The 15,158-nt window shown below is 38.6% G+C and carries 11 protein-coding genes; 5 read left to right on the forward strand and 6 right to left on the reverse strand.

All coding sequences use genetic code 11. The annotated features are described in order from the left end of the window. Positions 1-7: 7 nt before the first annotated feature. Positions 8-1,642, reverse strand: coding sequence for a S49 family peptidase (locus EHQ31_RS02625; protein ID WP_135569311.1), 1,635 nt, complete (start codon positions 1,640-1,642; stop codon positions 8-10). A 40-nt stretch (positions 1,643-1,682) separates the two neighbouring features. On the opposite strand from EHQ31_RS02625, the gene uvrA reads away from it, so the two are divergent. After that, positions 1,683-4,574 carry an excinuclease ABC subunit UvrA gene (uvrA, locus tag EHQ31_RS02630; protein ID WP_135569313.1) on the forward strand — a complete coding sequence of 964 codons (2,892 nt, stop codon included), beginning with the start codon at positions 1,683-1,685 and terminating at the stop codon, positions 4,572-4,574. Positions 4,575-4,580: 6 nt separating this feature from the next. Continuing rightward, complete coding sequence (locus EHQ31_RS02635; RefSeq protein WP_208652709.1) at positions 4,581-5,672, forward strand: acyl-CoA dehydrogenase middle domain-containing protein; 1,092 nt, start codon at positions 4,581-4,583, stop codon at positions 5,670-5,672. Here the strand turns inward: EHQ31_RS02635 and EHQ31_RS02640 are convergent. The 3 genes from EHQ31_RS02640 to EHQ31_RS02650 are packed head-to-tail and all read right to left on the reverse strand — an operon-like array spanning position 5,669 to position 8,349. Further along, complete coding sequence (locus EHQ31_RS02640; RefSeq protein ID WP_135570919.1) at positions 5,669-6,625, reverse strand: cation diffusion facilitator family transporter; 957 nt, start codon at positions 6,623-6,625, stop codon at positions 5,669-5,671. The genes EHQ31_RS02635 and EHQ31_RS02640 overlap by 4 nt on opposite strands. After that, positions 6,618-7,667: an OmpA family protein gene (locus EHQ31_RS02645; RefSeq protein WP_135569317.1), complete on the reverse strand. Its 1,050-nt coding sequence runs from the start codon at positions 7,665-7,667 to the stop codon at positions 6,618-6,620. Before EHQ31_RS02645 ends, EHQ31_RS02640 begins: the two co-directional genes overlap by 8 nt. After that, entirely contained in the window at positions 7,657-8,349 is a 693-nt protein-coding gene (locus EHQ31_RS02650) for a hypothetical protein (RefSeq protein WP_135569319.1), read from the reverse strand. The genes EHQ31_RS02645 and EHQ31_RS02650 overlap by 11 nt, the downstream gene beginning before the upstream one ends. A 65-nt stretch (positions 8,350-8,414) precedes the next feature. Between EHQ31_RS02650 and mgtE the strand changes: the two genes are divergently transcribed. Both mgtE and EHQ31_RS02660 read left to right on the forward strand, forming a co-directional pair. After that, positions 8,415-9,818 (forward strand): magnesium transporter, encoded by a 1,404-nt coding sequence (gene mgtE, locus EHQ31_RS02655; protein WP_135569321.1) that lies wholly within the window; start codon positions 8,415-8,417, stop codon positions 9,816-9,818. Positions 9,819-9,880: 62 nt separating this feature from the next. Further along, entirely contained in the window at positions 9,881-10,516 is a 636-nt protein-coding gene (locus EHQ31_RS02660) for an LA_2219 family laminin/E-cadherin/plasminogen-binding protein (protein ID WP_135569323.1), read from the forward strand. 59 nt (positions 10,517-10,575) lie between these two features. Here EHQ31_RS02660 and EHQ31_RS02665 read toward each other — a convergent pair whose 3' ends face one another. Both EHQ31_RS02665 and EHQ31_RS02670 read right to left on the reverse strand, forming a co-directional pair. Further along, positions 10,576-11,547: an LEA/WHy family protein gene (locus tag EHQ31_RS02665; protein ID WP_135569325.1), complete on the reverse strand. Its 972-nt coding sequence runs from the start codon at positions 11,545-11,547 to the stop codon at positions 10,576-10,578. Positions 11,548-11,578: 31 nt separating this feature from the next. After that, on the reverse strand, positions 11,579-12,349 hold the full coding sequence (locus EHQ31_RS02670; RefSeq protein ID WP_135569327.1) for an exodeoxyribonuclease III: 771 nt from the start codon (positions 12,347-12,349) through the stop codon (positions 11,579-11,581). A gap of 50 nt (positions 12,350-12,399) precedes the next feature. Between EHQ31_RS02670 and EHQ31_RS02675 the strand changes: the two genes are divergently transcribed. Further along, positions 12,400-15,156 carry an adenylate/guanylate cyclase domain-containing protein gene (locus EHQ31_RS02675; protein WP_135569329.1) on the forward strand — a complete coding sequence of 919 codons (2,757 nt, stop codon included), beginning with the start codon at positions 12,400-12,402 and terminating at the stop codon, positions 15,154-15,156. The last annotated feature ends 2 nt before the right edge of the window (positions 15,157-15,158 follow it).

The following is a 15,158-nucleotide window of genomic DNA, read 5'->3' on the forward strand; positions in this document are numbered from 1 at the left end:
GATTCGTTTACTTTCGGTTTTTCCAAACAAGGCGAACAGGACTTAAAAGTGATACTTCGTTTAAGGATTCCAATAATTTCAGTTCTGTGAGTAGTCCTCCAAGGAGAGGAATTTTATTTTTTAAATTATAAGTTGGGAGTTCTTCGGTTAAGATGATGGGTTTTCCACCTAACCTTTTTTTGACTTCAAGAACGGCATCCAAAAGTCCACCAAGGGAATCTACAATTTTGTTTTCCACAGTGGGTAAATACACCCGGCCCATTCCAATCTTTGGAACATCTTCTAAAGGAATTTTTCGGCCTTCGGAAACGCGGCGGTAAAACAAACCTTCAATTTTTTTAATTTGGGATTCCAAATACTGAACACTTTGTTTGGAGAGAGGTTGGAATTCGGAGTGGATGTCACGGAAAGGGTAAAATCCAACTGCCTCTTTATTTAATTGAAACTTTTTATATAACTTTTGTAAGTTGGCCCTAATACTCACGGCCCCAATGGAACCTGTGATACAAACAGGAGAAGCAGTGATATGATCTGCTGCCGAACCAAGGTAATAACCACCACTGGCTACTGTATCTTTGAAGTAGGCAGTGACAATTTTTGTTTTTTTGAGCTCCATAATTTCTTGATGGATTTGTTCGGAGTAGAAGGCAGATCCCCCGGGTGAGGAAATTTCTAAAATGACGGCTTTAATTTTTTTATCTTCGGCCAGGGCTTTTAAATTAGGAATGAGAGAGAAGGCTTCGATTTTACCGTTCTCTCTATTTTTATGTAAATAGTCTCCGCCGGTAATTCCACCTTCTAAAGGTAATATGACCACTTCAACTTTCCGTTTGGGCAGAATTTTGAATTCTTTGACGGAATGGTGAAGGCTTGGATAGTTTCCAGAAAACAATTTTCTATCTTCAGAGAAAAATTCATTTTCTGATTTGATCCCTGTAATGACACCAGCTGACAATAGTTCGTCTGCAGAAAGCATTGGTTTGTAAAATAGAGATTCTAGGGATTTGTTTCCATTCGTAAGGGCAGAAAGTAAAACTTTTCTTAAATCCAAAATGAGAGTTTCTAAATTCTTTTTTGCCTCTTTTGAAAATTCTCCTCTAGTGAAACTTTCAGCAAAAGATTTATAAGGTCCAGAAGCAAATGCTTGGACTTCAATTCCCCAGGTTTTTAAAAATTTACCAAAGAACATGGGTTCGGCGCTCGGAAGTAAAACCATAAATTCCGATTCGGGAGCCAAATATTTTTCTGTGGCAGCCGTGAGGAGTAATAAAGATCCAACCCCACCTTCCTTGGCAAAGATCCGCACTTTTTTTCCCGACTCTTTAATGGCGAGGATTTGGTTTCTTACTTCATAGAATTCCGAAAGAGTCCATTCGAGTGGTGGTAAAAGAATATCGAGAGTTTTGATTTTCCCATTTTTTTGGATGAGTTTGAGTAAGATGAGAAGTTCCAGTCTAGTGACTGTTTCTTCTTTCCCTTGCAATTTTTTGACAAAATAGGATTTGTAAGAATCTTCAAAAACTGCCGGTAATTCCAGTTCATATACTTCCCGACCCGACTGAAAAATTAGGCTTAGACGTAGGTAAATCTGGTACAGAAGCCGGAAGGGTAGGAAAATGATTAAAAAAAGAATTCGAAACACGTAAGATCCTCTTCCGTCATTTCTTAAAATTCTTTCCAGAATGAAAGAGGAAAACAAGCTATCCGATGTGGATTCCTTTATTCGTATTCGTGGCGCTCGTGAACATAACCTTAAAAACGTAAATCTTGATATCCCGAGGGACAAACTTGTGGTCATCACTGGTCTTTCTGGTTCGGGAAAATCTTCCCTGGCTTTTGATACCATTTATGCTGAGGGGCAAAGACGATATGTGGAATCCCTTTCCAGTTATGCTCGTCAATTTCTTGGGCAAATGGAAAAACCAGAGGTAGACCAAATTGAGGGTCTAAGCCCTGCCATTTCCATCGAACAAAAAACAACCCATAGAAACCCTCGTTCCACAGTCGGAACAGTTACCGAAATTTATGACTATTTACGACTGTTATATGCAAGAGTCGGAAAACCACATTGCCCCAAATGCGGAACCCCCATTTCCAGTCTTTCTGTGGATCAAATTACAGACCGAATCAATTTATTCCCTGAAGGAACCAAACTCCAAATTATGGCTCCTGTCATCCAAGGGAAAAAAGGGGAACACAAAGAAGTTCTGGAACGTTTTAAAAAGGAAGGGTTCAACCGGGTACGAGTGAACGGGGAAGTGTATTCTTTGGAAGATGAAATTCCCTTAAAGAAAAACTTCAAAGCTGATATCGACATCGTTGTAGACCGGATTGTGATGAAACCAGGAATCCAATCACGGTTGTCTGACTCTGTAGAAACAGCTTTAAAAACTGCTGAAGGGATTGTGGTTGTAGAAGACGGGGAAAAGGATCATTTGTTTTCACAAAAATTGTCATGTCCTAAATGTGATGATGTCAGTATTCCCGAGCTCACTCCTAGACTTTTTTCGTTTAACTCGCCGTTTGGAGCTTGTTCCAATTGTGATGGTCTAGGTGCACTACTTGAATTTGATGAATCCCTTCTTGTGACTGACCGGGAAGCCTCTTTGGCAGAAGGTTGTATCGAGGCTTGGGGTGGTTCCAAATCCAATTCCTACTGGTATATGGCCACCATACAAGCGTTATCCAAAAAACTCAAATTCAACTTAAATACAGCCTGGAAAGATTTACCTGAAAAAGTACGGAATACCATTTTACATGGAGATTCTTCCATACATATTGATTATGATTTTCGTGGTGCCAATTCTCATTATGAGTTTTCCAAAAACTATGAAGGTGTGATTCCTAACCTCAAACGCCGGTACAAAGAAACCAAATCAGATTCCATGCGCCAGTGGTTTGAATCCTTTATGACAAACCATGACTGTGATGAGTGTCACGGAAAACGACTTCGTCCGGAAGCACTCGCCGTCAAAGTCCAAGGTGTAGGGATCGATGCTTATACAGGATTTTCCATTGAAAAGGCATTGGCTTTTACCAAGTCCTCTGAATACAAAGGTGCGGAAGATACCATCTCCAAACCCATCTTAAAGGAGATTTTGCAAAGACTTCATTTTTTAAACGATGTAGGTGTTGGGTATTTGAATTTAAGCCGGGCTGCCGGAACTCTTTCTGGTGGAGAAATGCAAAGGATTCGCCTCGCGACCCAAATTGGCTCTCGCCTAATGGGCGTTTTGTACATTTTAGATGAACCATCCATTGGTCTCCACCAGAGAGACAATACCAAACTCGTTCAAACCTTAAAAGGACTTAGGAACTTAGGAAATACCGTCCTCGTAGTGGAACATGACAAAGAAACTATGGAAGAAGCTGATTTCATTGTGGATATGGGCCCTGGGGCCGGAGTTCATGGTGGAGAAATTGTTTCCTTTGGAACCCCGGAACAAATCAAAAAGGACAAACATTCTGTCACAGGAAAATACCTTTCTGGAGAAAAACGGATTTCTATGCCAGAAACTCGCCGGGTGGGAAATGGTAAGTTTCTAAAGATCACGGGAGCTACGCATAACAACCTAAAGAATGTGGAAGTGTCTATTCCCCTCGGAACACTCACAGTTGTCACTGGTGTTTCAGGTTCTGGTAAATCCACTCTCATCAATGAAATTCTTTATAAGGAACTCGCAAGCTCTGTGATGGGAATGAAACTCGTTCCAGGAAAACACAAAAAAATCCTAGGCAAAGACCAAATTGATAAGGTCATTAACATTGATCAGTCGGCCATTGGAAGGACTCCACGTTCCAATCCAGCCACTTACACTGGTTTGTTTACCTTTGTGAGAGATTTATTTAGCGGACTGGAAGAAGCAAAAGTTCGGGGTTATGGCCCGGGACGATTTAGTTTCAACGTGGCTGGTGGGCGCTGTGAAAAATGCGAAGGGGACGGGATCTTAAAAATTGAAATGCATTTCCTTCCCGATATTTATGTAGAATGTGAAGTTTGTAAAGGAAAAAGATACAACCGCGAAACCTTAGAGGTCAAATACAAAGGAAAACATATCTCTGATATTTTGGATATGACCGTAGAAGAAGCCGTTATCTTTTTTGAAAATATCCCAAACCTCAAACGAAAACTAGATACGCTGATGGATGTGGGCCTTGGGTATATTAAACTGGGCCAAGCTGCCACCACTTTTTCCGGGGGAGAAGCCCAAAGGATCAAACTATCCACAGAACTTTCCAAAAGACCGACGGGCAAAACTCTCTATATTTTAGATGAACCAACCACTGGCCTTCATTTTGAAGATATCGAAAAATTACTCTCTGTTTTACAAGTGCTTGTGGACAAGGGTAATTCTATGGTCATCATCGAACATAACTTAGATGTGATCAAAGCCGCTGACTATATCATCGACATTGGTCCGGAAGGTGGGGACGGAGGTGGAGAAGTGATTGCTACCGGAACACCGGAAGAGGTTGTTACCGTAAAACGTTCGTTTACTGGTCAATACTTAAAAAAAGTTTTGGAAGAAGAAAAGGCGCTAAATTTGAAGTTTTCCAAAAAGAAATCCAAGTAAATACTAGTGAGTGGGACACTTGAAAATTTAATTTTAAAATTTGGGGAACCTGGATCTCCTTATCCCAAGGATAGGAAGGAGTTTGGGGAAAGTTTCTATCGTAGTTGGAAACCAATCTTAATTCAGGAGGGATTCTACCGATTTCTATTTGGACACGAATCCTATTTAGAATTTCAAAAAAAACTCTCCAGTCTCTCAGAAGATCCAATCGGTGTTTCTTTGGCACTTTCCTGTATGGTGGAAGTAAACGTGGCCGGTGGGATTTTATCCCATGCGACACAAGTTTATAGTAAAAACATTGGCCAAAATTTAATCCAGAACGATAGTTTAAATAGGGAACCTAACGGAGCGGATATTTTTAATTCACTTTGGGACGGCTTCCGGACAGAAAACCCAACGAAAATTTTTGCGGTGGGTGTAAGCGAACCGGGTTGGGAGTCAAAACTCCGTAAACTGAGTTCTACTGTCATAGAAGGAAAACTATCCGGAACAAAATCTTTTATCACGAATGGGGCAGAAGCTGACTTAATCTTTTGGGTGACTAAATCGGAAGAGGAAAATCCTGTATATTTGGTTCGGAGATCTCAAGATCTGAGAAAGCCAAACTTAGAAAGTGTAACATCTAACATTTCTAAACAAACTAAAGAAGAATCTTTCCATACTGATTTCACTCCCTTAGTTTCGCATCTCAAACTGACGTTATGCGAATATCCTATTGATCCAGAAGATTTAATTTTAGATAACTACGGAAAACTAGGAATGGAACTTAGGTTAAAAGAACTCCTTTCGCTTGTTTCCTTACTCATTGGAAAAACCAAAAAACTTTCCTTGGAAAATCAATTGGTGAACGAAAAGAGAAAGAATCTCTGCTTATGGCGAGAAAACTTTCTTGGCGACTGCCAAGGAAATCCAAATGCAGATTTTTTACTTTCTGGTTTTCCTTTTCCTACAGAAGGACTTCTTTTGGCTCTTTGTAAACATTGGAATTTAGAATCTCCCAAAGACCTTAAATCAGTGGATCCTGACTACCAACTTTTTGTTTGGGAAGATCAGTTTACACAAATGTTAATCCAAAAGAAAAAACGAAAACTATCTTAGTGGTGGTGGTCATGCGCATGACCGTGGCTATGCCCATGATGTCCAAATTCACGTTCTGTTTCTCTGACAGATAGATCTTCTAATTGGCTTTTTAAGGATGAAGAAAGGACTTCTACAGAAACAAAAGGAACTCCAAATTCCTCTTTTAATACTTTATGAATCTCTAATACAATTTTGTCTCTGTCTGAACCTTTAACAACTAAGATCTGTAATTCGACAGAAAATACACCTGACGTGAGTTTACGAACAGTAATTTGGGGAACCGATTCAATTCCATTTAAAACTTTTATGTGTGTTAGCAAATGGGCTTTGTCAAAATCGCTAGTGTCTGCTTCTATTAGAATTTCTACCGATTCTTTCACAATGCCATAAGATGTTTTTAGAATGAATATCCCCAAAATGATACTTAGGAAACTGTCAACTTCGCGAAATCCAGTAAATCGAATAATCAGTGCTCCGACAACGACTGCCAAAGTTCCTAATAAATCACTTAATACATGCAAATAGGCGGACTTTAAATTAAGGCTTGTTTTACTCACTCCGACAAGTAGTCCTGCAGAAATTAAATTGATTCCAAATCCAATCAATGAATATGCCAACATAGAATCAGCTTCCACATGACCAGGTTTAGAAAACCGTAAATAACTTTCATAAAGAATAAAACCAGCCATTCCTATTAGGAGAAGTCCATTGAGAAAGGCTGCCAAAACTTCAAATCTGTGAAATCCAAATGGATATTTCTGCGTGGGTTTTTTGGAAGCAATGAGTAGGGCAAATAAAGAAATCAGATGGGCAAAAACATCGGTGAAGATATGTCCTGCATCTGCAAATAATGCAAGGCTTCCACTTTCTTTTGAGCCAATCCACTCAATGAAAAAAATACATAAAGATAATAATCCCGATAGGCTTAAAAATAAAACCAAGCGCGAACGTTTGGGTCTAGGTTTACTCATGATTTGTACTGAGAGAGCCAGTGGCCCTTGGAACAACCACAATGTCTACTCTCCGATTGAGAGCTTTATTTTCTTTGGATGTATTTGGCACAATTGGTTGGAACTCGCCATAACCTGCACTAGAAAAGTTTTTTGGATTTAGGTTTTTGTTTTGTAACATATAATCCAACACGGATAATGCCCGTTCGCTGGATAAATGCCAGTTATTGCGAAATTTTGTTTTGATAGGCACATTGTCTGTATGTCCTTCTACCACAATGTAATTTTCTGGATAGGATGCTAAGATTTCTCTAATTTTTTCGATCGCGGGAAGGATTGCTGGTTTCAATTCGGAAGAACCACTATCAAAAGAAATTTTATCATCGATATTAATGATGAGTTTGTTATGAAAACGTTTGAGTCGAATTTGGCCCGAGGTAATTTCTTTTGCCAATTTTTCTTCGAACTCTTTTGTTTGTTCCGCAAGTCTTTCTAATTCTCTTTTTTGTTCTTTTGTGAGTTTGCGAAGGTTAGCCAGTTCTTCTTCTAAATTACGAATTCTTTCTTTCAGTTCGTCAGTTTTTGCTTCATAAGTTTCTCTCAGTTTTTGTTCTTTTTGCAGGCACTCGCGCTCTTTCTCTTCGAGTTTTTTCTTATAAGTTTCTAAATCGGCTCGGTCTTTTTCCTCACGTTTCCTGTTTTCATCTGCGAGTAATCGTTCCTTGTCAGTTCCTTTTTTCTCTAAACCACGAAGGCGCATATCGTAATCGCGCATTTTATCGGAATATTCATCTTGCTCTTTGGCACGATTGCGTTTTTCCAGCTCCAAGTCTTCTGTTAGGTTTCGATTTTCCTTTTGGAGATCTTTTTTTTCTTCTTCCAAACGATTCAATTCGTTTTGATGTTGTTTGCGAATGTCAGCAAGTTCCAATTCCAAAGCATATTTTTCTTTGTAGATTTGGTTGTATTCATATGGAAAATAAACCCAGTCCGCAGATAGAGAAGATAACGAAAGAAATCCAAATAGAAAAAAGACAGTAAGGGAAAGGAACTTATTTCGCATCGTCAAAACTATCCTCTAAATTGACTTTTGGCAAACTAGGTGCTTCTGTTTTCACTCGTTCCCAATCGGAAACACGACGACGAGCCTCTGATTTTTTTTCAGCATATTGGGTTTCGTAAATTTCCTTTTTGATGTATTCGGGATCCGCTGGTGTTTTCCCTTGAGATTCTTGGAATTTCACTGCAATTTCCGAACGAACTAATTCAAGTTCGGCGATGAGTTCCCCAAGGGCCGCTTCTTTCATTTCTAAATAGGCTTTGTCTTCTTTTTCCTTTTGAACCCAGGTTTTATACCTAGTTTCTTCCTTTGCTCTTTCCAATTCATGAGCCTGACTTTCTTCCAGATAACGTTTGGAAGAAGCACCGTCTTCTTTCAATACAAAGTAGGTTTCTTTAGAGCGGGCTAAATCCCTCTGTGCACTATGTTTAGAGACTTTTGAAAGTGAGATTTTAATGGCTTGGTTCGTAAGACTATTGGCCTTCCTTTGGAGGGAAACTTCATTATTCAGTTTGATGATTTTATCGGTGAGGACTTTTGAAGCATTTTTTTGCTCCGCATTCATAACTTCTTCGCGCACATAGGCATCAGGAACCTTGCTGATTTTTGGTTCAAAGAGAACACAATGGGAAAAAACAAGGAGAAGAAAAAGATTCGTTTTCAAAATTCGAACTCGTGCCGACATAGGATATAGCCTATGGTCTACGTGACATAACCGTCAATTGGAAAATTCAGGAAATCCGCTGATTTATGGAAGAAGAAAGAAAGAAAGAGTCCGAATTCCGTATCAAAATCGACAGGGACAGCGATTCCTATGATGAGTTTGTCAATCAAATCAAAGACCTCATTACCAATGCGGATTCCAAACAACTTAAAGAAATGTTGGATGGGGCTCACCCTGCCGACATAGTTACATTATTCCGTGATTTAGAAAGAAAAGAGGAATTGTACCTCTTTCGTCTTTTATCTAGGGAAGACCAAGCCTACGCCCTCATCAAAATGGAAGAGGAGACTTTGGAGTCTTTTTTAGAAGAACTTTCTGTAGATGAAATTTCGAATACCCTCAATCATATTGAAACAGATGAAACAACTTACCTTTTATCTTACCTTCCTGGCGCAAAACGAGAGTTAGTATTAGCAAATTTAAGTAAAGCCGATAGTTTTGAAATCAGGTCGCAACTTGGATTTCGTGAGTCTTCTGCGGGTCGGCTAATGTCCAAAGATTTTGCTACAGTGTCGATTACGGATAATGTGCGAAAAGGGATCATCAATGTTCGGAAAAAAGCCAAAGAAATTGATGATATCTACCAAGTTTATGTGACCGATGAAAACGGAGTACTTGAAGGTTTCATTGCTCTCAAGGATTTATTTCTCACTCCCATCAATACCAAAGTATCCAAAATCACGAATTTTTCAGTTTTTGCGTTTCATTACGATGTAGACCAGGAAGAAGTTGCCAACACCTTTAAAAAATACGACTTATTTAGCGCTGCCGTCACAGATGATTTGGGCCGCATCATTGGTCGGATCACTGTGGATGATGTTTTAGAAATCGTTGAAGAAGAGGCCTCTGAAGATATCCTCCTCATGGCAGGGGTTTCGGAAGATGAAAGATTATCCACACCCATTTTGCAATCGGTAAAACGTCGTATCATTTGGTTGAACGTTAATTTGCTCACTGCCTTTGTAAGTTCCACAGTAGTTGCTTTTTTTGAAGATACCATTTCTCAGATTGTGGTACTTGCTACCCTTATGCCTATCGTAGCTGGACTTGGAGGCAATGCGGGAACTCAATCGGTAACGGTTGTAATTCGCAATATTGCAACAGGAGATCTATCAGTTTCTAATTGGTGGGAAGCAGTTCGAAAAGAATTTACTATTGGAGTCCTCAACGGCCTTGTTCTTGGACTCGTGACGGGCTGTATGATCTTTTTTGTGAAAGGGAATCCAGTGTTAGGGTTTGTGGTAGGGACTGCCATGTTTGTCAATATGATTGTAGCATCACTGACTGGATCCTTAGTTCCGATTGTTCTAAAAGGAATGCGAGTGGATCCGGCAATTGCTTCTTCCATTTTTGTGACTGCGACAACGGATGTTTGCGGATTTTTCTTTTTCCTCGGACTGGCCACAGTCCTGGCAAAATATTTAATTTAGGGATTGCCCTTTTGATTTTAAATTCTTGCCACGATGTGAAACCGCCAAATACTGATGTCGAAATGAAATTCTTGTCTTTGTTAATCTCTGTATTTTCTTTTTTTTTACTAATCCATTGCCAATCTCCTTCCACCATTAGCTCTCATACCAATGGAGATACAAACAAGGAAGTCCTACCAGAAAAGGATTTACTTCCACCACCGGGAGGCGAAGGAGAAATCATTTTAAATGAAAAAGGGGAAGAAGTCCAAAATCATGCGGGCGAAATTCCATTCTTTCAAAAAAAAAGCGAACTACCAACTGAACTTTTCCGCGTATATATTGCCTCTGATTCTTACATGGTGCGCCAAATTCGGCATACGGATAAAATTCGTAGAAAACCTGATTTAGGTGGAGATGAACTTGCAAAAGAAGAAATGAAAAAATTTGATCTTCTTAGTTTTGTGGATGATGGAATGATCACCATTGGACTTAACACGATCACAGGAAAATTGGAATCAATCGCCTTTGATCGTCGTGTCCCTAGGATCAATGATGTGGCAAAGATCATCCAAAATGATGCTTCCCGTTTTAATTATGAGCATTTGTCCAAAGACGGAGCTCCCATTATTACAAAGTTTTTAATTAGTTATCAAATACGATTATATCCAGGTAAAACGAGAGACGAGATCAAACAAATGTTGCAGAAGAAAAAATAAAGGTCTTCTGTAACAGAAGACCTTGTATCTTTTTCTTTTTGGAAACGGATTCTAAAAAATTACCATTTAAAATTCCCATGTTTTTCATAAATGAAAGGAATGGTTTCTGGAACTGACGGTACTTTTAAACCAGAATCACCTTTTAAATCAAATAGAGCCGATTTGGATTGGATGGTTTTGTAAAGTGAGGAACTAATGGATGTTATGGGAAACTTTGTGGCTACTTTTACAGTAGAGGTTTTTCCTGAGTTGATGATTTCCTTAGGAGTTCCGTTTAAAAACTTTTCACCTGCTAAATTTAAATCATAGTTAAGATTAGTTAGGTTTAAATTTGATGCGGCTTCATTTGCAAAAACAAAATCAAACTCAGTATTTAAATCTAAATTAATGCCAGAAAGACCTGCTTTTGCTGCGGAAGTGGCCGGTTGTTTGGTTCCTCCAAGTAGTCCTTTTAAAAAACCAGTAGCTGTGTCTGCCAGTGCATTGGTATTCGAAGCACTGAGGATATCTGCCTCGGTTGGCATCAAAATTTTAAAGTTCTGAATCTCAACATTAGGTAAGATAGCAGGGATTTCCTTTTTTTTCACAAAGGGAAAACTTAGAGAATCTTTTCCCAAGAGTTGCCATTGTTTAGGAATCGGAACTTTCATATTTCCTTCTGCACTGACTTCTAACAATGGTTTGTTTGGGAATTTTTTATAAAGATTGAGTAAATCAGTATATTTTAGTTTTACTTCTAAAGGTAATTGTTTTGTTTTTTTCCCTTCAATGGCCCCTAAATCGGTTTTAATTTGTGAAAGTTTTAATCCTTCAATTTTGATATCCATATCGAGCAATGAACTGGGGATAGACACCGGATAGGGATTTTCCACCGAGGTCACTACGTTCAATGTAATGTCAGTAAAAGTAATACTCTTTATCGATAGAGAATCAAATTCAAACTCAGGCAAAGGGATTTTGTCTTGGATTACCCCAAGCACAGAACATTGGAGACTGAATACAGAAAGGAGTAGTGGAATTGCCAATTTCATTCCAAAAATCTCTCCCTATCCAAAAGGATTGTCAAGTGAATTGAATATTCATTACCAAAGGGGCGTGATCGGAAAGAACAGGTTCTTTGGCAATGGCCACAGATTCAATTTTATACCCGGAAGATTTAGTGATAAAAAAATAGTCAATCCTCCAACCTTTATTGTTTTTCCTTGCTTGGAACCTATATGTCCACCATGAGTATTCATCTTTCATTTGGGGATGTATCATTCGAAAGCAGTCGAAAAAACCTAAATCTAAAAACTTTGAAACCCAGGCTCTTTCTTCCGGTAGAAATCCGGAACTCTTTTGGTTTCCTTTCGCGTTGTGGATATCAATTTCTGTATGGGCGATATTGACATCACCGCAAACAATCAAAGGTTTTTTCTTCTTAGTATAGGGTTTTGCTAGTTCGTAAAAAGAATCTAAAAATTGGTATTTGATTTTTTGCCTTTCTTCTCCGCTAGTTCCTGAGGGAAAATAAAGATTCCAAAGGTAAAATTCGGGAAATTCTAAAAAGACGGACCTTCCTTCTGAGGTGTAAATCCCGTCTCCAAATCCTATCACAACTGATTTCGGTTTTAGTTTGGTCAGAACAGCAGTGCCACTGTATCCTGGTTTATTCGCTATACAGCTGTGTACCATATACCCAAGATTTCTAAATTCTTCTCTATCAATTTCCGAAACAGGGGCCTTTGTTTCTTGGAAACAAATAATGTCAGGATTTTCCTGACAGATAAAATCGAGCAAACCTTTGCTCAAACTGGAACGAATTCCGTTGCAATTTAACGTGATGATTTTCATCTAGAATTGAGATCGATTGTATGGCGTAATAAGTCGATACTAAAAAAGGCATGATAGAAATTTCCGCAGAAATTCCGTTCCTCCGAACGTCCAAACTAGTGTTTCTTTTCTGGGATGAATCTCCTGGAAGTTTAGAAACTTGGGATTGGAACGAGGGGATTACTATATTTTTCCAAACTCGGCGTGCCGGGGAACTGGAGTTTCGATTTGGTCCCCCACTTTGGGGAATTCCTACAGAAACAAATCGTCTTGAATTTCCATTCGTTTCCATTCATAATATATCCACAAACAAGTATTTGGCGAATGAATTATCAAAATTAGGCGAAGATAAAACAATTTACGTTTTGATACCAAAGGGTTTGGAATCAGAGGCACGTTCTGTATTTGCACGATTAGAATACCTCTGGGATGATAAAATATCTCCCGATCGAATCACTCATAAATTTGGCCTGACGGGAAAAACAAGTTCTGTTTCGGATACCCAAGTTTCAAACCATCTTATCTCTAAAAAAGATTCAGTGACTCACCCTCCATTAGAGTTTGTAGGAAGGTCAGGTAGAAAAAAAATAAAAGAAGAGATTTTAGTTTCTGCCAATGAAGCTCCTTTCCGTGAATTGAATGCGGAAATGGATTATGAAATTGAGGAGGAACTTTCGCCTAGTTCTGATTCTCCCAACCATCCCTATGATTTGATTGAATCATCTTTTTCAGAATCGGAATTCGTTGAAGTAAATCATACAAATGAAGTTTCGGATCAAATAAAAACTACGGCAGAAGTAAAAGTAGATAAAAAAGAAGAATCTTACGAAACTACTTTGGATGGATCTTCCAATACTAAGTTTTCGCTCCAATTAAAAATGATGGGTGTGATTAGTCTTTTATTTGCATTGTCAGTATCTGTAATTATATTTTTTGCTTCTTTTTATTTTAAAAGGTCCATTGAACTTCAGTTACGTGACAATAATATTCGTATTGCAGAAATCATTGGTTCAAAAGTAAAATCAGATATTTTGGGTGTTGTGGAAAAAGGACGCCAAATTGCCATTACACTTACGACCCAAGGTCTTCCTGAAGCAGAGAGAAAACTACTTATTAAAACATTTTTTCAAAATGATAAAGAGTTCATTTATTTAGGGATTTTTGAACGAAAAGAAAATTCTTTGGTGATGAAACGAGAAGTGTTCAATGAAGAAGAACTAAAAAAAAGTTCTGTTACCGAAGAAGATTTTCATACGGTTGTCAATCGGAATCGTGATTCTCTGGCTCAGGCTTTTAATGGCCAAACTGTACTTTTAAATTCGAGTCCAGGGTTTCAAGAACCTTCCTTTGCCATTGCTATTCCAACAGCGGAAAATGGGGAACTAGATAATGCTCTTGTGATGATTGTAAAACTTAACAAAATCATCGGAGCTTTTTCGAAAAAGGGTATCGAAACCACTTTTATGGTAAACGGAAATGGAACCGTTCTTGCTCATCCTAAAGAAGACTTAGTTCTTGCGGCAACAGATCTTACTTCTATGCCTATCGTAAAATCTATGTTAACGAGTGCACCGAATACCGGGCAAATGAGTTATTTAGATGAAGAGTTAGGCGGATCTTATTTGGGTTCTTTTCAGAAAATTGGATTTGCTGATGCCGGTGTGATTACCATTGTTTCAGAAGAAAAGGCTTTTGCCGATGTATACAAAAGTCAAAAAACAAATTTGTATATTGCTGGCATTGGTTTGTGTTCGGCACTAATCTTTGTATTTTTCTTTTCCAAAACCATTACTAAACCTGTTTTACAGCTTCTTTCCGCTACTTTGGAAATTGCAAAAGGAAATTTTAAAATCGGAATTAAACCCACCACGCAAGATGAAGTGGGTCTTCTTACCAAATACTTCATTGATATGGGTGCGGGTTTAGAAGAACGAGAAAAGGTGAAAAACATCTTAGGGAGTATGATTGATCCTGTTGTGGTCCAAGAAGCTATGGTTGACTTGGCTGCTTTAAAAAGGGGATCGGAAACTCATATTACCGCATTTTTTTCGGATGTGGCCAGTTTTTCTACGATATCCGAACAGTTAAAATCTGCCGACCTTGCGGCCCTTCTCAATGAATATCTGTCTGCTATGACAATCATTCTAAAAAAACATGAAGGAGTTTTGGATAAATACATTGGAGATGCCATTGTCGGAATTTTTAATGCACCGGTTTCTGTTTTAGAACATGAATTAAAAGCGGCGCGTGCCAGTGTGGATATGGTAATGAAACTTGCTGACTTACGCGAGTATTGGACAAAAAACAATCTTTATTCAAAAGAAGCTCAAGTGATGGATGCAAGGATTGGACTCAATTCAGGACCAGCTAAGGTTGGTTTTATGGGAACAGATGCGCTGGCTTCGTACACAATGATGGGTGACACAGTCAATCTTGCAGCAAGGCTTGAAGCCGCAGGGAAAGACTATGGTGTGAATATTCTTATTACCGATCCTATTCGAGATTCTATCCAAGGCGAAATGGTGACTAGGTATTTGGACCTTGTGAGAGTAAAGGGTAAAAATGAACCGGTGAAAATTCATGAGCTCATTGGTTATCGTTCGATGATCTCCAATAACTTTTTGGAATCCGCAGAAATTTATGAATCTGGATTTAAAGAATACTTAAATCAAAATTGGGATTCAGCAATTAAATTTTTTACTGAAGCAGAAAAAGCCAAAGGGCAAAAAGACAAGTCTAGTCGTATGCTTGTAGAACGTTGCGAAGAATACAAATTAAATCCACCTGGTTCCGATTGGGATGGAGTTTTCACAAGGACCCATAAATAAAT

Source organism: Leptospira montravelensis (assembly GCF_004770045.1).
GTDB classification, from domain to species: domain Bacteria; phylum Spirochaetota; class Leptospiria; order Leptospirales; family Leptospiraceae; genus Leptospira_A; species Leptospira_A montravelensis.